The organism is Microbispora sp. NPDC046973 (assembly GCF_040644495.1).
Classification (GTDB): Bacteria; Actinomycetota; Actinomycetes; order Streptosporangiales; family Streptosporangiaceae; genus Microbispora.
In genome coordinates, this window is record NZ_JBEYWQ010000032.1 from 28,625 (window position 1) to 44,860 (window position 16,236).

Annotated in this window: 16 protein-coding genes; 9 read left to right on the forward strand and 7 right to left on the reverse strand. The window is 73.0% G+C overall.

The genetic code is table 11. From position 1 onward, the window contains the following. Positions 1-18 precede the first annotated feature (18 nt). The gene (locus tag ABZ860_RS35950; RefSeq protein ID WP_357229205.1) at positions 19-1,482 is read right to left on the reverse strand and encodes an NAD(P)/FAD-dependent oxidoreductase; all 1,464 of its coding nucleotides are present in this window, start codon (positions 1,480-1,482) and stop codon (positions 19-21) included. Positions 1,483-1,682: 200 nt separating this feature from the next. Next, the gene (locus ABZ860_RS35955; RefSeq protein WP_185949583.1) at positions 1,683-1,856 is read right to left on the reverse strand and encodes a hypothetical protein; all 174 of its coding nucleotides are present in this window, start codon (positions 1,854-1,856) and stop codon (positions 1,683-1,685) included. Positions 1,857-1,994: 138 nt separating this feature from the next. On the opposite strand from ABZ860_RS35955, the gene ABZ860_RS35960 reads away from it, so the two are divergent. Together ABZ860_RS35960 and ABZ860_RS35965 are read left to right on the forward strand one after the other, a co-directional pair. Next, positions 1,995-2,795, forward strand: coding sequence for an SURF1 family protein (locus ABZ860_RS35960; RefSeq protein WP_357229208.1), 801 nt, complete (start codon positions 1,995-1,997; stop codon positions 2,793-2,795). A 67-nt stretch (positions 2,796-2,862) separates the two neighbouring features. Then, a complete protein-coding gene (locus ABZ860_RS35965; RefSeq protein WP_357229211.1) occupies positions 2,863-3,183 on the forward strand; it encodes a DUF3817 domain-containing protein in 321 nt (106 codons plus the stop codon). 83 nt (positions 3,184-3,266) lie between these two features. Here ABZ860_RS35965 and ABZ860_RS35970 read toward each other — a convergent pair whose 3' ends face one another. Together ABZ860_RS35970 and ABZ860_RS35975 are read right to left on the reverse strand one after the other, a co-directional pair. Then, complete coding sequence (locus ABZ860_RS35970; RefSeq protein WP_357229214.1) at positions 3,267-3,461, reverse strand: hypothetical protein; 195 nt, start codon at positions 3,459-3,461, stop codon at positions 3,267-3,269. Between the two features lie 274 nt (positions 3,462-3,735). After that, complete coding sequence (locus tag ABZ860_RS35975; RefSeq protein ID WP_357229217.1) at positions 3,736-4,329, reverse strand: hemerythrin domain-containing protein; 594 nt, start codon at positions 4,327-4,329, stop codon at positions 3,736-3,738. A 198-nt stretch (positions 4,330-4,527) separates the two neighbouring features. Here ABZ860_RS35975 and ABZ860_RS35980 point away from each other — a divergent pair, with 198 nt between their 5' ends. From ABZ860_RS35980 to ABZ860_RS35990, 3 genes are read left to right on the forward strand one after another with little or no spacing between them, the layout of a single operon-like run. After that, positions 4,528-5,217: a response regulator transcription factor gene (locus ABZ860_RS35980; RefSeq protein ID WP_357229219.1), complete on the forward strand. Its 690-nt coding sequence runs from the start codon at positions 4,528-4,530 to the stop codon at positions 5,215-5,217. 24 nt (positions 5,218-5,241) lie between these two features. Further along, positions 5,242-8,781 carry a DUF4153 domain-containing protein gene (locus ABZ860_RS35985; RefSeq protein WP_357229221.1) on the forward strand — a complete coding sequence of 1,180 codons (3,540 nt, stop codon included), beginning with the start codon at positions 5,242-5,244 and terminating at the stop codon, positions 8,779-8,781. Positions 8,782-8,793: 12 nt separating this feature from the next. Then, positions 8,794-10,350: an amidohydrolase family protein gene (locus ABZ860_RS35990; RefSeq protein WP_357229223.1), complete on the forward strand. Its 1,557-nt coding sequence runs from the start codon at positions 8,794-8,796 to the stop codon at positions 10,348-10,350. Positions 10,351-10,408: 58 nt separating this feature from the next. Here ABZ860_RS35990 and ABZ860_RS35995 read toward each other — a convergent pair whose 3' ends face one another. Together ABZ860_RS35995 and ABZ860_RS36000 are read right to left on the reverse strand one after the other, a co-directional pair. Then, positions 10,409-11,275, reverse strand: coding sequence for an alpha/beta hydrolase (locus ABZ860_RS35995; RefSeq protein WP_357229226.1), 867 nt, complete (start codon positions 11,273-11,275; stop codon positions 10,409-10,411). Positions 11,276-11,436: 161 nt separating this feature from the next. After that, positions 11,437-12,126 carry a hypothetical protein gene (locus ABZ860_RS36000; protein ID WP_357229228.1) on the reverse strand — a complete coding sequence of 230 codons (690 nt, stop codon included), beginning with the start codon at positions 12,124-12,126 and terminating at the stop codon, positions 11,437-11,439. Between the two features lie 109 nt (positions 12,127-12,235). Between ABZ860_RS36000 and ABZ860_RS36005 the strand changes: the two genes are divergently transcribed. The 3 genes from ABZ860_RS36005 to ABZ860_RS36015 are packed head-to-tail and all read left to right on the forward strand — an operon-like array spanning position 12,236 to position 15,085. Next, complete coding sequence (locus ABZ860_RS36005; RefSeq protein WP_357229230.1) at positions 12,236-13,486, forward strand: alanine racemase; 1,251 nt, start codon at positions 12,236-12,238, stop codon at positions 13,484-13,486. Between the two features lie 13 nt (positions 13,487-13,499). Then, positions 13,500-13,886 (forward strand): Rid family detoxifying hydrolase, encoded by a 387-nt coding sequence (locus ABZ860_RS36010; RefSeq protein ID WP_357229233.1) that lies wholly within the window; start codon positions 13,500-13,502, stop codon positions 13,884-13,886. A gap of 2 nt (positions 13,887-13,888) precedes the next feature. Further along, positions 13,889-15,085, forward strand: a complete 1,197-nt coding sequence (locus ABZ860_RS36015) for a hypothetical protein (RefSeq protein ID WP_357229236.1) — start codon at positions 13,889-13,891, stop codon at positions 15,083-15,085. Positions 15,086-15,221: 136 nt separating this feature from the next. Here the strand turns inward: ABZ860_RS36015 and ABZ860_RS36020 are convergent, their stop codons facing one another. After that, entirely contained in the window at positions 15,222-15,860 is a 639-nt protein-coding gene (locus ABZ860_RS36020; protein WP_357229239.1) for a helix-turn-helix domain-containing protein, read from the reverse strand. Positions 15,861-15,896: 36 nt separating this feature from the next. Between ABZ860_RS36020 and ABZ860_RS36025 the strand changes: the two genes are divergently transcribed. Beyond that, a complete protein-coding gene (locus tag ABZ860_RS36025) occupies positions 15,897-16,235 on the forward strand; it encodes a rhodanese-like domain-containing protein (protein WP_357229241.1) in 339 nt (112 codons plus the stop codon). Position 16,236 lies beyond the last annotated feature (1 nt).

Sequence of the window (16,236 nt, forward strand, 5' to 3'; positions counted from 1 at the left end):
TCCGCTCAGCTTGTTCACTCAGCTTGGGGCGCCGATGAGCTCGTAGGCCGTCGGCTTCACCTTCCGGGTCCGCGCCCAGTATTCGAAGGTGAAGCCGGGCCACAGCGTGCGGTTCCTGCCGTGCTCGTCGAGGTACCAGCTCGTGCAGCCGCCCTCGCTCCACACCAGCCGGTCGAGCCGCCGCTGCAGGCGCTCGTTGTAGGCCCGCTGCGCCGACGGCCGTACGTCCAGGGCTTTCGCCTTGGTCTTCGACAGCAGCCGCAGGCAGTCCATGACGTACCGGACCTGCGACTCGATCATGAAGACGACCGAGGTGTGCCCGAGACCGGTGTTGGGGCCGAGCAGGAGGAACAGGTTGGGGAAGCCCGCGGTCGTGATCCCGTAGTAGGCCTCGACCCCGTCGCGCCACGCGTCCTGGATCTTGACGCCGTTCCTGCCGACGATGCGCTGCTCGTTGAGGGAGTCGACCACCCGGAATCCGGTGCCGTACACGATCACGTCGACCTCGTGCTCGCGCCCCGCGGCGTCCACGACCGACCGCTCCCTGATCTCGGTGATCCGGTCGGTGACCAGCTCGACGTTGTCCCTGGTCAGCGCGGGATAGTAGTCGTTGGACTGCAGAATTCGCTTGCAGCCGATGGTGTAGCCGGGCGTCAGCTTCGCGCGCAGCCCGGGGTCGGGCACCTGCCGGGCCAGGTGCCGCTCGGCCATCGCCTGGTGGACCTTCATCAGCCGGGGGCTGATCGTGAAGCCCACGGCCCGGGTCTCCAGCAGCCAGTAGACGGCGTCGCGCAGCAGCCGGGCGCCGCCGGGCGCCTCCATGGCCCGCTTCAGCCGCCCGTCGATCGGCAGGTCCGGCCTGGGCTGGATCCACGGCGGAGTGCGCTGGAAGACGGTGAGCCGGCTCGCCTGCTCGGCGACGACCGGGACGAACTGCACCGCCGACGCGCCGGTGCCGATGACCGCGACGCGCTTGCCGTTCAAATTCACCGAGTGGTCCCACTGGGCGGAGTGGAACGCCGCGCCGGTGAAACGCTCACGGCCCGGGATGTCGGGGAAGGACGGCACGTGCAGAGCGCCGATGCCGGACACGACGGCATGGGTCTCGAACGTCTCCCCGTCGCCGGTCGACACCCGCCACAGGGCCCGCTCGTCGTCGTACTCCAGCCCGCAGACCTCCTTGCCGAACCGCAGGTAGGGTTCCAGGCCGTACTTGCGGGCGCAGGCCCGCATGTAGTCCCAGATCTCCTCCTGCGGGGAGAACAGCCGCGACCAGCCGGGGTTGAGCTCGAACGAGAAGGAGTACAGCGGCGAGGGGACGTCACAGGCGCAGCCGGGATAGGTGTTGTCCCGCCACGTGCCGCCGAGCTCGCCGGCCTTCTCCAGGATCACGAAGTCGTGATAGCCGGCTTCCTTGAGCTTGATGGCCATGCACAGCCCGGCGAACCCGGAACCGATGATCGTGACGCCCGGACTGGGCATGCGTCCTCCCCGTCCTATTGGAAGATGCGTCCAATGTATTCGTGGAGTCGTACCCGGTCCAGGGTCGGGTCCGGTGCGTCTGGTCGTGAGGACGCCGCCGGCACTCCGTCACTGTATGTCGTGCCGGCGGGCGGTCGAACCGTCGGCGGGCATGACAAAGCCGCCGACGGGCGCGGTCGTCGGCGGCTGGTACAGGTATGTCAGCGAACCAGGAGGTATGCCACCACGGCGAGGATCACGACGAGCGCCGCACCGACGGCGATCCATATCGGCAGGCGGGACGGCTGCTCCTTGGAGGCCTCCGTGTCCTGCTGCTGCGCGAACGCCCGGAAAGCCTGGGTGTTTCCGGCCGGGTCGATCTGAGGGTCGGACATGGGCATGACTCTAGCGACACATGGTGCGCTCTGGCTGTGATTTGTCGGATTTTGCCCTCTCCTGGAGAGGCCTTGGTGTTCATCCCAGGCACCGGCGCGGATGCCGGACCGGTGTGGGCGGCGGATAGCGTTGTATCCATGCTCCGCACCCTCCTGGCTCCCCGGCTGGTGGCCCTGCACCTGCTGGTCATCGGGGTGCTCGTGTCCTTCACCTTCCTCGGCCGCTGGCAGCTCGGCGTCTTCGAGGCGTCGGGCGCCCCACGACGGGCCCCCGACCCCGCGCCCGTGGCCGTCACCGAGCTGGCCCGGGTGGGACAGCACATCAGCGGCACCGCGATCAGCCGCAGGGTGACCGCGACGGGGACCTACGACGCCGCGAAACAGCTGCTGGTGGCCGACCGGGTCGCCGACGTCGCCGCCCCCGGCGGCCGGGCGGCCCGGGGGAGCGGGTTCTGGCTGCTCACGCCGCTGCGGCTCGCGGACGGCACGGTCGTCCCCGTCGTACGCGGCTGGGTTCCCACGGCGGCCGATCCCGCCACGGCAGTGCCCGGGGGCACCGTGACCGTGACAGGGCGGCTGCGGCCGGCCGAGCAGACCGACGACGTGATGCGCAGCGGGAACCTGCCACGCGGACAGGTGGCGACGGTGTCGACGGCGGAGCTGATCAACGTGTGGCCGGACGCGCGGGTGCGGGACGGGTTCGTCGTCGCGGCCGCGCAGGAGCCGCCGTCCCGCGTCACGCCGGTAGCCGTGTCGCCGCCGACCGAGGGCGGCGGTTTCACCTGGCGCAACCTGGCCTACGCCCTCCAGTGGTGGATCTTCGCGCTGTTCGCCGTGTACATGTGGTTCCACTTCGTACGCGACGCCCTGCGCGGGCAGCGGGAGCGGGAGCGCGAGGAACCGCAACCGGCCGAGCCCGCCGCGCACGTGGAGGCCTGATCGGCCCTGGAGCGGGGACCGCCGGGCGGCACGGATATCGTGTGGTGACCGTTTCCCAGCAGAGGTAATGATCGACGTGGAATCCGCGCTCAATTTCTATCGCGTCATGGCGTACATCGTCGGCGTGATGCTGCTCGTGCTGTGTGCCGCCATGGTCGTCAAGTACGGCTTCGACAGCGGCACGATGGTCGCGGTCGTCGGGCCGATCCACGGCTTCCTGTACATGGTCTATCTGGTGGCCGCGATCAACCTGGGCCTGATCAAGGCCCGCTGGTCGGTGGGCTACCTGCTGCTGGTGCTCATCGCGGGCACGATCCCGTTCCTGTCCTTCGTCCTGGAGCGGAACGTCACCGAGCGGGTCCGCAGGAGGATCGCCACCGCTTCCTGAGCGAAGCGGAACGGCCGGGCGCCGCGAGGGCGGCCCGGCCGTTTCCCTTCTTCGGTCGTCTCGTGGCTCGTCTCCGTCAGGCCTCAGCGGCCGATCTGGCGGCGGCGGATGCGCCGCAGCCGCGCCCGCTGCGACTCGTCGAGCATGAAGTAGGCGACGACCGGCGCCCCCAGCGCGCCGATCGCGATCAGCCAGGCCAGGAGCGTCGGCACCGGAAGGATGAAGACCAGCACGGCCACCACCGCCGCGCCCACGTAGTACTTGCCCAGTGGCGACATCGTCAGGCCTTTCGTGTCGGGTCCGGCGCGGGGCGTCGTCCCGCGTCGCCTGGGAGAACGTCCGGCGTCCCGTCCGAGTTCCGCGACCGCCCGCGGCCGGGCGGCACGGTCCCGGCCGGCGCCCTCGCGCGGCGTGGCGCCGCGGTGCCGGAAGACGAGTGATCGTCTCGCCCGGCTCCGCGGCGCCGCGCTCGCTCCCCGGTCTCGGGCATGGGCCGCGCTCCCGATGCCGACGGGACGGACTCCGTTCCCGTACGGCGGCCCGCCCGCAGACTCAGCCTTCGCCGGACTCCGACTTGCCCATCGCCTTACGGATCAGGTCGCGAGCGCGGTCCATGATCGCGATCGGCGTCCCCATGAGGATGTTCTCCGTCGCCGATTCGACCCCGGGGTGCGGGTGCGTGGGAGCCATCGCCTCGGCTGCCTTGACGCCCACGGCCATCGCCCTGCGCTCGCCCTCGGAGGTGCTCGCCTTGAGCTCGGAGAACTCGTAGCGCTCCTCGGCGGCGGCGTGGGCGAACACGGCGGCCCGCAGTCTCTCCAGCTCCTGGGAGAACTCCGGCGTCGTCACGTCCATGTCGTCGAGGCGGCTGAGCATCTCCTTCGCCTCTTCCTCCTCCTGGAGGCGGTTGTCCACGATCGTGTCGCCGCCGACCAGCTTGCGCCGCGCGTAGGGGTGGACGATCTCCTCCTCCGCCGTCTCGTGGACGGCGAGCAGGCGGACAAGGCGGCTGAAGGCCTCCTTGCGCTGCTCCCCCTGGCCTCTGTCGACCTCGTCGAACAGCTCCCGGATGAGAACGTGCTGCTGCGTCAGGAGATCGATCACGTCGTTCTCCCGCATGGTCTCCGGCCTTGACTGGCGGTCCATTAGCGCCTCCTTCCTGGTCATATCGGGGCTACCCGCAACCGGGGAGCGAAACCCCTGACCTGCGGATTCGCTCACGAAGCCGATCCCCGGGCCAGCGGGCCCGGCACGGCCGGCTCGGGCGGCCGGCGTCCACCGATGCACGGGATCTGCACATTTCCGGACGACGGCTCTGCACAGAGGGCATCTACGCTTCCGTCCATGGCTACCCCTCAGCAACGCCGCGTCCTCGTGGTCGAGGACGACGACACGATCGCGAACGCCGTACGACTCCGGCTCGCGGCGGAGGGCTTCGACGTACGCGTCGCGAGCGACGGCGAGGGGGCGCTCGCGGCCTACGCGAAGGCGGAGCCCGACGTCGTGGTCCTCGACCGGCTGCTGCCGGGCCTGGACGGGCTCGAGGTGTGCCGCAGGATGCAGGCCGCCCGGCCGGTGCCGGTGCTCATGCTCACCGCGCTCGGCGAGGAGACGGATGTGCTGGTCGGCCTGGGAGTGGGGGCCGACGACTACATCACCAAACCGTTCAGCATGCGGGAGCTCGTCGCGAGGATCCACGCGCTGCTGCGGCGGGTGGAGCGGGCCAGCCTGCTGGCCCACGAGGACACCGTAATCCGGGTCGGCGACGTCGAGATCAACACGGCCGAGCGCCGCGTGTTCGTCCGCGGGGCCGAGGCCCAGCTCACCCGGACCGAGTTCGACCTGCTGCGGCGTCTCGCCGAGCGGCCTGGCCAGGTCTTCGAGCGCGAGCGGCTGCTGTCGGACATCTGGGGCTTCTCGGAGGCCGCCGCGACCCGGACCGTGGACAGCCACGTCCGCGCGCTGCGCCGCAAGCTCGGCCCGGAGGTCGTCCGCACCGTCCACGGCGTGGGATACGCGCTCGTCCGCCAGTGACATCTCATCAGGGAGAGTTAGGCGTTGAGGCCGCTCGACTTCCTCGGCCGGATCAAGGTCAAGCTCGGCATCGTGATCGTGCTCGCCGTGGTCGCGGCGTTCGTCGTCAACGAGGTCGGCATCAACTCCGGCCTGTCCCGGGACCTCAGGATCGCGATCGCCGTCGTGCTCGCGATGATCATGGTGCAGCTCCTCGCCCGCGGCATGACCCGGCCGTTGCGCGAGATGGCCGCCGCCGCGCAGACGATCGCCAAGGGCCGCTACGGCCTGCGCGTGAGCGCGACCTCCCGGGACGAGGTGGGGGAGCTGGCGCGAGCCTTCAACGCCATGGCGGCCGACCTCGCCGAGGTCGATCGCCAACGGCGCGAACTGGTGGCCAACGTCAGCCACGAGCTGCGCACGCCGATCACCGGTCTGCAGGCCGTGCTGGAGAACGTCGTGGACGGCGTCACGCCGCCCGACCTCGACACCCTGGGCACGGCCCTCGCCCAGACGCAGCGGCTCGGCCGCCTGGTGGCCCAGCTCCTCGACCTGTCGCGGCTCGACTCGGGGGCGCGGCTGATCGAGCCGGAGGAACTGGACCTGGCGTCGTTGTGCCGCCAGGCCGTCTCGGAGGCGGCTCTCGCGCGTGACGACGTCACGGTGGTGAGCGCGGTCACGCCGGGGACGGTGCTGTCCGCCGACGCGGCCCTGCTCGCCCAGGTGCTGGCCAACCTGCTCGACAACGCCGTACGGCACAGCCCGCCCGGCGGCACGGTCCTGGTGGCGGCCCGGCCGGCCGGGGCGAACCTGGAGATCAGCGTGACCGACGACGGTCCCGGCATCCCGCCGGCGGAGCGGGCCCGGGTGTTCGAACGCTTCTCGCGGCTCGACGCCGGACGCGCCGCCGACGCGGGCGGGGCCGGGCTCGGGCTCGCCATCGCCAAGGAGATCGTCGAGTTGCACGGCGGGTCGATCGCGGTGACGGATCCGGTCCCGGCCGCGAAACGGCCCAGAGGGGGAGCCCTGGGGACGGCCCCGGGGTGCCGGATGGTCGTCGTGCTGCCGCGTCACGGGGAGCCTGCGGCAGCGGAGAGCGCGGACGGACCCGTCCACGCCGGAAAGGGAGACATGGACGTCCGGAAAGCGGGCGTGGGCCGCACCGCCGGCCAGCCCGAGGGGAAGGGTTCAGCCGGGGGGGACGGCGCTGACCTCACACAAGGCGCCCTCGTCGCGGCCGGGGGGCCGGGGGACACCGGTGCGCAGGACGCGCGGAACGAGGGCGTGCGCGGCGAGGAGGCGGGGGCGTCCTCGCCCGGGACCCCGGACGGGGGTGGCGAGCGGCCGGAGGACCGGCAGGGGGAGAGTGCGGAGCCTCTCGGGCCGGAGTCCCTCGGGCCGGAGCCTCTCAGGGATGAGTCCCTCAGACCGGAGCCCTTTCTTGCCGCCCCGGCGGCGTCCCCGGGGACTGCGACCGCGGAAGGCGGCGACCCCAGGCCCGGGGACCACGGCGGCTTCCCGGGTGGTGCCGGCGACGGCGCGGACCGGAAGGAGCCCCGGCGGCCCGACCTCGTCCACACGCGAGCGGACCAGCCGTACGCGGCCGCGGCGGTCGCGGGCTCCGGCCCCCCCATGCCCGCGCCCCCCATGCCCGCGCCCCCCATGCCCGCGCCACACCCTGGCTACGACCGCGCCGGGCACATGGCACGTGTGGCGCTGGGGGCGGGCGTCGGCATGTTCGCCGGATTCCTCACCGGCCTGATCGTCTCGGTCTTCCTCGGTCTGGGCGTCATAGCGCTGATGCTGTTCACCGTCGTCGGCACGATCGCGGGAGTGATGCGCGGCTCGGAGTCGGCCCGGCGCGCTGCGGCGGCGTTCGCGCCGCCGTCGTCCTGGCACGGCTCAGTACCGCCGCCACCCGTGCCGCAGCCCGTGCCGGTCGCTCGCATGGGCTCCGCAGAAACCGGCGCCCAGGGCGTGAGCCCCTCCCCGCCGCCACCGCTGCTCACCGGCCCCGCCGAGCAGCGGCCGGTCCCCCCGGAGCCGCCCGCGACCGGCCCGCAGGGGCCGGGGCGATATCCGCCGCCGCCCGCGTACGTGCCGCCGCCGCTGTTCCCGCGGCCGCAACTGCCGGACGCGCCCCGATGGCTGCTGCCGGCCGCCGCGGCGGCCGGCCTGGTCGCCGCCGTCGCCCTGCCGGACGCGTCGCCCGGGCTGGGCTTCGTGCTGACGGCGATCGCCATGGGCGCGGCGGCGTTCCCGGCGGTGCTGCCGCTCCGGCGCGGCCGGATCACGCCGTGGACGGTGGCCTTCGGCCTCCTGGCGTACGCGCTGGTCGCCGTGGCGCTCTTCCGCGACGCCGACTGGCTGGTCGCGCCGGCGCTGCTGGCCGCGTTCGGAGTCGGGTCGCTCGCGGTGTCGGGCGGCGGGCGGGGCTGGCTGGCGGTGATCAGGGGAGGGGTCTCGGTCGCGTTCGCGGTGCTGCCGCTGCCGTGGTTCCTGGCCGGGCCGCTCCGGAGCCTGACCCGGCGCCGGATGCTGCCCACGGTGGTCAGCGCCGTCGTGACCGTCGTCCTGCTGGCCGTCTTCGGCCTGCTGTTCTCCTCCGCCGACGCCGTCTTCTCGGCCTTCCTCAGCGACCTGCTGCGGACACCCGAATGGGCGCAGAGCCTGCCGTTCCGGGTCTTCGTGTTCTGCGTGTTCGCGGCGCTGGCCGCGGCGGCCGTGCTGGTGGGCCTGCGGCCGGTGGCCGAGCCCGCCGCGCCCGACCTGCGGATGTCCCTCGGCCGGCAGGTGTGGGTGATCCCCCTGCTTGGGCTGAACCTGCTGTTCGCGGCGTTCGTGACCGTGCAGATCACGGTGCTGTTCGGCGGGAGCCGCAGGGTGCTGACGACGGCGGGGCTCACTTACGCGCAGTACGCGAGATCGGGCTTCTTCGAACTCGTCACGGTCAGCGTCTTCGTGCTCGGTATCGTGGCGGCCGCGGTCGCCCTGCTGCGCCGCGAGAGCAGGGCCGACCGCTGGCTGCTCGCCGCGCTGCTCGGCCTGCTGTGCGCGTTCACGCTGGTCATCCTCGCCTCGGCGCTGCACCGGCTCGGCCTCTACACCGACGCGTACGGCCTGTCGCGGCTGCGGGCCTCGGTGGAGGCGACGATCTGGTGGCTCGGCGCGGTGTTCGTGCTGGTGCTGGCGACGGGAGCGGTGCGCCTGTCGGGTGGCGGCACGTCGTGGTTCTTCCGCGCGCTCGTGCTGCTCTCCGGGGTGTCGCTGCTGGCGTTCGCGGTGTGGGACCCCGACGCGCGGGTGGCCGAGACCCAGCTGACGGTCCGGGGCGTGGAGCGGCTCGACCACGGCTATGTGAGCGACCTCGGCGCGGAGGCCGTGCCGATCCTCGACCACCTGCCCGAGCCGGACCGCAGCTGCGTGCTGAGCGAGGTGGTGGCGGTCAACGACCTGTCCGCGCCGGACCCCTGGAACGGCTGGAACCTCGCCCGGGCCCGCGCCCGGGAGGTGCTGGAGCGGCGGCCCGTCGTGCGGCCCGGCGACTGTCCGGGCTCGTCGCGTGTGCCCGGCCCGTACGACTGATCTAATCGGGACGTGACCTTCGATGTGCTGATCAGCGGTGGCCGCGTCGTGGACGGCACCGGAGCCCCCGCGTTCCGCGCCGACGTCGGTGTCCGCGGGGGCCGGGTCGAGGCAGTGGGCCGCCTCGGCGCGGCCGAGGCGGCGACGCGGATCGACGCGGCGGGCAGGTTCGTGCTGCCGGGCCTGGTCGACTGCCACGCGCACGGCGACGCGGCCGTGTTCGACCCTTTCGTGCAGCACGCCGCGCTGCGGCAGGGGGTCACGACGTTCGTGCTGGGCCAGGACGGGCTGTCGTTCGCGCCGGCCACCTCCCCGGCCGCCTTCGCGTACGCGAGCCGCTACTTCGCGGCGGTCAACGGCCCGCACCCGCACGTGGACGGGCCGGTGAGCGTCGCCGGCCTGCTCGCCGGATACGACGGCAGGACCGCGCTCAACACCGTCTACCTGCTGCCGCACGCGACGATCCGGTTCGACGTGATGGGACCCGCGGAGCGGGCCGCGGACGGGGACGAACTGCGGGCCATGCTGCGCGCGGTCGAGACGGGCCTGGCCGAAGGGGCGGCCGGACTGTCGTCGGGCCTCGAGTACGCCCCCGGCCGGTACGCCGACGCCGCCGAACTGGCGGCGTTGTGCGCGCCGCTGGGCGGTCGGCCGTACGTGACCCACATGCGCGCCTACGGGGCGTCCGCGCCGGTGGGGATGGCGGAGGTCGTCGAGATCGCCCGCCGGTCCGGCGCGGCCGTGCACGTCTCGCACCTCCACGGCCCGGCCTCCACCCTGCTGCCCCTGGTCGAGGACGCCCGGCGGCAGGACGTCGACCTGACCTTCGACACCTACCCCTACCTGCGGGCCAGCACGATCCTGGCGATGGTGACGCTGCCGCCGTGGGTGCCCGCCGCCGACCCCGGCCTCGCCGTGGCGATGCTGTCCGCCGAGATGTCACCCGAGCGTGAACGTCTCGACGCGGAGTGGGCGGGACGCGACGACCTGTGGCCGCGGATCACCCTCTCGCACGCCCCCGGGTTCGAGTGGGCCGAGGGGATGACCCTGCCCGCCGCCGCGGCCGAGTACGGCGCCGCCCCCGCGGAGTTCTGCCGGGTGCTGCTGGTGAAGACCCGGCTCCAGGCGGGCTGCGTGCAGGCCCGCCCCGACGAGGGCCCGGCGGGGGAGGAGTCGGTGCGCGCCGTCATGCGCGACCCCGGCCACACCGGCGGCTCCGACGGCATCTACGTGGGCGGCCATCCCCATCCGCGCGGCTTCGGCGCGTTCGCCCGTTATCTCGGCCGGCACGTGCGCGAACTCGGCGACCTCACCTGGGAACAGGCCGCCGTGCACCTGGCCTCGCACCCGGCGCGCCGCTTCCGGCTGCCCGACCGCGGCCTCGTACGGCGCGGCCAGGTCGCGGACCTGGTCGTCGTCGACCCGGCCACCGTGGCGGACACGGCGACCTACGAGAAGCCCCGGTCGCTCGCCGTGGGCGTGGACGACGTGCTCGTCGGCGGCGTGCCGGTGCTGCGCGACGGCGAACTCACCGGCGCCACCCCCGGCCGCGCGCTGCGCCCTGCCTGACGGCGATCCGGGCCCCGCCTGACGGCGATCCGGGCCCTGCCTGACGGCGGTCCCGGGCCTACTCGGCCAGGACCTGGCGCAGCGTGACGGCGAAGTTGTCCGGGTCCCCCGGCGTGCCGAACGTGTCGTCGAGGAACCCGCCGTGGTTGCTGGGGAAGATCACGGGCTTGGTGCCGAGCCGCTCGGCGATCGCCTCGCCCGCGCGGCGGGCCAGCTGCCCCTCCGACTCGACGCCCACGCCGACGACGATGCGGGTGGGGGCCGCGCGGAGCGCGTCGAAGTCGGGCTCGTAGTGTGTGCAGGTCATGAGGTTCTGCTCGAACATCACGTCGCCGCGCGCACCGTCGTCCTCCGCCGGCAGGCCGAACTCGGCCGGGCTCGGCATGGGCTGGTCGGCGAAGTCCGCCGGAATCTCGCCCTGGTGGCCGACGATCGTGATGAACTTCACCATCGCCGGGCCGAAACCCTCCCGTTCGTAGGTCCGCCTGATGCCGGCCACGGCGGCTAGCGCCTGCTCCCGGTCCGGCAGAACCTGGGCGGCGGGCGGCTCGTGCGCCACGAGCGTGCGCACCTGTCCGGGATGCCGGGCGACGAGCGCGAGGCCGTTGACCGCCCCTCCGCTGCTGGCGAAGACGTCCACCGGCCCACCTCCGAGCGCGTCGATCAGCCGGTGCAGGTCGTCGGCGTGCAGGTCGGGGGTCGACTCGGCGACGCCGTCGGTCCGCGTGCTCCGGTCGCTTCCGCGCGGGTCGTAGGTGACCACCGTGCGGTCCTGGAAATGCCGCGCCAGGGCGGCGAATCCGGCCGCGCCCATCGGCGATCCGATCAGCAGCAGGATCGGCTCGGTGGTTCCCTCGGCCTCGCGTACGTCGTAGTGGAGAACGCAGCCGGGCACCTCGAGGGTGTGGGTCCTGGGCTCGGTCATGGGGTCGCTCCTCTGTCTGGACTGCGCGGATGTCTGCACTACGCGGGACCACGGGAGAGCCTGTGAAGGCGGTCACACCCTATCTCGAACGTGTCATCGAATGCAGACCGACCCGCGGAACCGGTGGACGCGCGAGGCGACCCGCCGCCGCCCGGCCGCGGTCACAGAGCCGTACGCGCCTGGTCGACGTGCCGCGCGATGCCCAGGGCCCCGCTCGCCTCCGCGAGGGCGGCCGCCTCGTCGAGCAGCCGCAGGGCGTCGTCCCGGCGGTCCTCGGCGGCGGCGATGTAGGCCAGCCCGACCAGGTTGGCGGCGACACCCGGATCGAAACCGAGCTCCCGGCGCAGCCGGACCGACTCCTCCAGCCGTTCCCGCGCCGCCTCCAGCCGTCCGGCCCTGTGCTCGGCGATGCCCAGGTGCCTGAGCGCGTAGGACATCGTCAGCCTGTCGCCGGCCCTCGCCGCCAGCTCGTACGACCGCCGCAACGCGGGCCCGGCCGCCTCGTCGTCGTGCCGTACGACCTGGTGGAAACAGCCGATCCAGAAGAGCGCCTCGCCCTCGCCGCGTGTGTCGCCCAGCCGATGGAACAGATCGCAGGCCCGCTCGAACAACTCGAGCTCGCGGGGGTCCTCCTCGTGATGTTCGAGGAACCGCGCGTGGACGACCCGGCCGCGGGCCAGCGCGAGACCGGCCTCGACCGCGCCGATGTCCCGTCCCGTTCCCACGGTGGCCAGGTCGGCCTCCACCGCGTCCAGCTCCCGGTCGGCCTCGGCGAGCGCCGACGCGTCGCCGCCGAAGACCGCCTGCTCGTAGAGGGTCTCGGCCCGTTCGAGCCGTACGTCGACGCTCATCCCGATCCCCCTCCATGATCACCCCGGTGCCGGGTCGCGAGTCTACCTCCGGGATGGTGGTCCAGTACGATCCACGAGGTGGTCTGAACCGGGACAACGAGGGGGCGGCGTGGGTTTCGCGGACGGCCCCTCGAGCCGGCCCACAGAGCGCGCGCGGCGGGGGCTTCCGGAACTCGTCGTGGACGCGCGTACGCGCGGTTTCCTGTGGCCGGGCGAGCCGATCGGCGGACGTGAGTTCGCCGAGGCCCGGCACTCCCTGTTCGACGGCGCGTTCACCTGGCCGGTGATGACGGCACGCCGCTCGGCCCTCGACCACAACATCGCGACGCTGGCGGCCTTCGCCGACCGGCACGGGCTGGCCTTCGCGCCGCATGCCAAGACCACGATGTCGCCGCAGCTCGTGCGGGCCCAGCTCGACGCCGGGGCGTGGGGGGTCACCGCCGCCACGCCGGCCCAGGTGCTCGTCCACCGCTCCTTCGGCGTCCCCCGCGTGCTGCTGGCCAACGAGATCTTCGACCGCGGCGCGCTGCGCTGGCTGGCCGGCGAGATCGGGCGCTTCGACTTCCTCTGCTTCGCCGACTCCGCCGAGGGCGTGCGCGTGCTCGACGAGGCGGCCGGCGACGTGCCGTTCCGCGTGCTGGTCGAGCTGGGCCACCCGGGCGGCCGGACCGGCTGCCGCGGCCAGGACGAGCTGCTCGAGGTGGCCCGCGCGGCGCGGGAGGCCCGGGGGACCGAGCTGGCCGGGGTCGCCGGATACGAGGGGACCCACCACGAGGCCGCCGAGGTGCGCGGGTTCCTGCGCGACCTGGCCCGCGCGGCCCGGACGCTCGCGCCGCAGGTGGCCGGCCCCATGGTGGTCTCCGCGGGCGGCAGCTCGTGGTTCGACCTGGTGGCCGAGGAGCTCGCGCCGCTGACCGTCGACCCGGGCGCCACCGTGGTGCTGCGCAGCGGCGCCTACATCGCCCACGACGACGGCTACTACCGGGAGCACACGCCGTACAACCGGCTGGAGGGCGAGCTGCGGCCGGCGCTGGAGGTCTGGGCCCAGGTGCTGTCCGTGCCGGAGCCCGGCCTCGTGCTGGTCGGCATGGGCAAGCGGGACGTTCCCCACGACATCCACCTGCCGTTCCCCAGGGCCGTACGGCGCGGCGGCCGGGGCCCGGCCGAGCCGCTGGCCGGGGTGACGGTCGTCAAGGTGCAGGACCAGCACGCCTATCTCGACGGCGATGCCGGGCTGCGTCCGGGAGACCTGGTGTCGTTCGGGCTGTCCCATCCGTGTACGGCCTTCGACAAATGGCGCGTCATCCCCGTGGTGGACGACGACGACATCGTTATTGACGTGATCACTACGTGTTTCTGATGGAGCGGTGACAATGGCTGGCAAGCAGGAGATCCGTACGACCGCCGGGGCCCCGCCGATCGGCGCGTACTCGCAGGGGCTCGTGGTGGGCGACTTCCTCTACACCTCCGGCATGGGGCCGCTCGACCCCGGGACCGGCGAGGTCGTGGGCGACGACGTGGCCGCCCAGACGCACCGGACCATGCGCAACCTCGGTGCGGTGCTGGAGGCCCACGGCCTGACGTTCGACGACGTGGTGAAGGCGACGGTCCACCTGCAGAACCTGAAGGAGGACTTCGCCGCGTTCAACGAGGTCTACCAGTCCTACTTCACCCGGCCCTACCCGGTGCGTACCACCGTGGGCTCCGATCTCATGGACATCCTCGTCGAGATCGACTTCGTGGCGTACGCGGGCCGCTGACGATGGACAGCGCCCTGTACGTCTTCGTCGAGGACCTGCGCGCCGAGGGCGTGCGGGGGCTGCTCGACCGGGCCTCGGCGTACGGCGTGCGAGGCGTCGCGGTGGCCGCGGCCTACCACCAGGGCAGGGACGTGACCCCGCACGGCGCGTCGCGGCTGACGCTGCGCCGCGACGGCGTCCACTTCCCGCCGCCGGACGACCTGTTCGACGGGCTGCGCCTGACCCCGCCCGTGCAGCCGGGGGCGCAGGACCGGCCGATCGACGAGCTCCGCCGGGCGTGCGCCGACCGGGGGATGCGGCTGCACGGCTGGACCGTGTTCCTGCACAACGCCACCCTCGGCCTGGCCCACCCCGACGTGACGGTGGAGAACTGCTTCGGCGACCACGGCTCCCCGGCCGACCTGTGCCCCTCGCATCCCGACGTGCGGGCGTACGCGGTGGCGCTGGCCCGGGCCGTCGCCCGGCAGGGGGTGGACACGGTCGTCGCCGAGTCGCTGCACTTCGGGGCCTTCGCGTACGAGCGGTGCCTGGTGGCGCTCGGCCCGATGGACGCCTTCCTGTTCGGCCTGTGCTTCTGCGCCCACTGCATGCGCAGGGCCGCCGACCTCGGGGTGAACGCCGAGGTGGCCAGGCAGGAGTGCGCCAGGATCGTCGGGGGCGTGCTCGACGGCGATCCCCCCGCGGAGGGCGAGGTCACGCGGGCGGCGCTGACGGCCTACGCCGGCCCCGAAGCGGTGGCGTACGCGCGCGCCCGCTCCGAGAGCGTCACGTCGCTGGTGGGCGAGGTGGCGGCGGCGGTGCGGGCCGAAGGCGCGCGGCTGACGTTCATGGACGCGACGGGCGCGGCCAAGGGCTACACCCACGGGCTGCCCTCGGCCGGTCTGGCCGCGCACGACTCCTGGCAGCTCGGGATCGACCTGGTGGCGCTCGGCGACCTGGTCCCGTCGTTCGCGGTCCTCGGGTATGCCAGGGACCCCGCCCGGGTGGCCGACGACGTGGCGGCCTACCGGCGCTCCGTGGGCAAGAACCCGGAGCTGAGGGTCGTGCTGCGTCCGGGCGTCCCGGACACCGACTCCGCCGACCGGCTGGCCGCCAAGGTGCGCGCGGCCCGTACGGCGGGAGCCGGGGCCGCCGACTTCTACGCGTACGGCCTGGCGCCCTTCGAGGCGCTCGGCCGCATCACCGAGGCGCTCGCCTGAGCACGGGCATCTGACCACGGGCACCTGAGCGCGGGCGCCTGCTTCCGGACCTGACCATGGCCGGAGTGCCCGTCGTGTGCCGCCGCCACGGCCTGTGGTCACGGCCTGTGGTCATGGGCTGTGGCCACGCCCGAGGTCACGGCCGGCTTGCGACCAGGGAGTCCACGAGGACGGCCAGACCCGCGGCGACCCGTGCGGTGTCGCACTCGCGCAGCACGGCGGTGACGTGCTCGGCGGACAGCGAGGCGAGCAGCGCGTGGGCGAGGTAGTCGGCGTCGGCGCCGGGGCGCGCCTCGGCCAGCAGGATCGCCAGGTGGCGGTGCCAGAAACGATAGGAGCCGATCCGATACCGGGCTCCGGGGCTCGCGGTCTCCGAGACGCGCAGCAGATCGAGGTGTTCGAACATGTAGCCGGCGTAGGCCGCGACGAACGCCCGCACCCGATCGGCGGGTAAGGCGCCGGGCCCCAGCGGCGGCGGCCCCGACAGGATCCGCTCCTGCAGTTGCCGTTCCTTGTCGTCGAGCAGGGCCGCCACCAGCCCCGACTTGTCCCCGAAGCGGCGGAAGAGCGTGCCCTTGCCCACCCCGGCCTCCGCCGCCAGCGCGTCCATCGAGACGGCTTCGACCCCGTGCTCCCGGAACAGCTTCGCCGCCGCCTCCAGCACGCGCCGCCGGTTGCGGGCGGCGTCCGCGCGTTCACGGGGCGGGTCTGCCAGCAGGGAGACGAGATCCCTTGACGATCCGGACTGTGGTCCGCTAAATTCCGAACTGCTCACACAAACGGACTGTAGTCCAGTTACTTGGAGGACGCAATGACCGCACTCATCGGCAGGGACGAGCTCAAGACCGCCATCGAGGCCGGCACCGTCACCGTCGTCGACGCGCTGGGCGGCGACTACTACGCGCAGCAGCATCTTCCGGGAGCGATCCCGCTGACGGAGGACGAGGTCGCCGATCGGGCCGCCGAACTGCTGCCCGACAAGAACGCCTCGATCGTCACCTACTGCTCGAATCCGGCCTGCGCCAACAGCCAGGCTGTGGCCAACCGGCTGACCGCGCTCGGCTACACCGACGTACGCAAGTACCGGGAGGGCATCCAGGACTGGGTCGAGGCAGGCCTGCCGGTCGAGTCGCTGACCGCCGCGTCCTGAT

Bases quoted from the DNA above. Each gene is read 5' to 3' on its own strand.
- ABZ860_RS35950 (WP_357229205.1), bottom strand. From the start codon at position 1,482: ATGCCCAGTCCGGGCGTCACGATCATCGGTTCCGGGTTCGCCGGGCTG.
- ABZ860_RS35955 (WP_185949583.1), bottom strand. From the start codon at position 1,856: ATGTCCGACCCTCAGATCGACCCGGCCGGAAACACCCAGGCTTTCCGG.
- ABZ860_RS35960 (WP_357229208.1), top strand. From the start codon at position 1,995: ATGCTCCGCACCCTCCTGGCTCCCCGGCTGGTGGCCCTGCACCTGCTG.
- ABZ860_RS35965 (WP_357229211.1), top strand. From the start codon at position 2,863: ATGATCGACGTGGAATCCGCGCTCAATTTCTATCGCGTCATGGCGTAC.
- ABZ860_RS35970 (WP_357229214.1), bottom strand. From the start codon at position 3,461: ATGTCGCCACTGGGCAAGTACTACGTGGGCGCGGCGGTGGTGGCCGTG.
- ABZ860_RS35975 (WP_357229217.1), bottom strand. From the start codon at position 4,329: ATGGACCGCCAGTCAAGGCCGGAGACCATGCGGGAGAACGACGTGATC.
- ABZ860_RS35980 (WP_357229219.1), top strand. From the start codon at position 4,528: ATGGCTACCCCTCAGCAACGCCGCGTCCTCGTGGTCGAGGACGACGAC.
- ABZ860_RS35995 (WP_357229226.1), bottom strand. From the start codon at position 11,275: ATGACCGAGCCCAGGACCCACACCCTCGAGGTGCCCGGCTGCGTTCTC.
- ABZ860_RS36000 (WP_357229228.1), bottom strand. From the start codon at position 12,126: ATGAGCGTCGACGTACGGCTCGAACGGGCCGAGACCCTCTACGAGCAG.
- ABZ860_RS36010 (WP_357229233.1), top strand. From the start codon at position 13,500: ATGGCTGGCAAGCAGGAGATCCGTACGACCGCCGGGGCCCCGCCGATC.
- ABZ860_RS36015 (WP_357229236.1), top strand. From the start codon at position 13,889: ATGGACAGCGCCCTGTACGTCTTCGTCGAGGACCTGCGCGCCGAGGGC.
- ABZ860_RS36025 (WP_357229241.1), top strand. From the start codon at position 15,897: ATGACCGCACTCATCGGCAGGGACGAGCTCAAGACCGCCATCGAGGCC.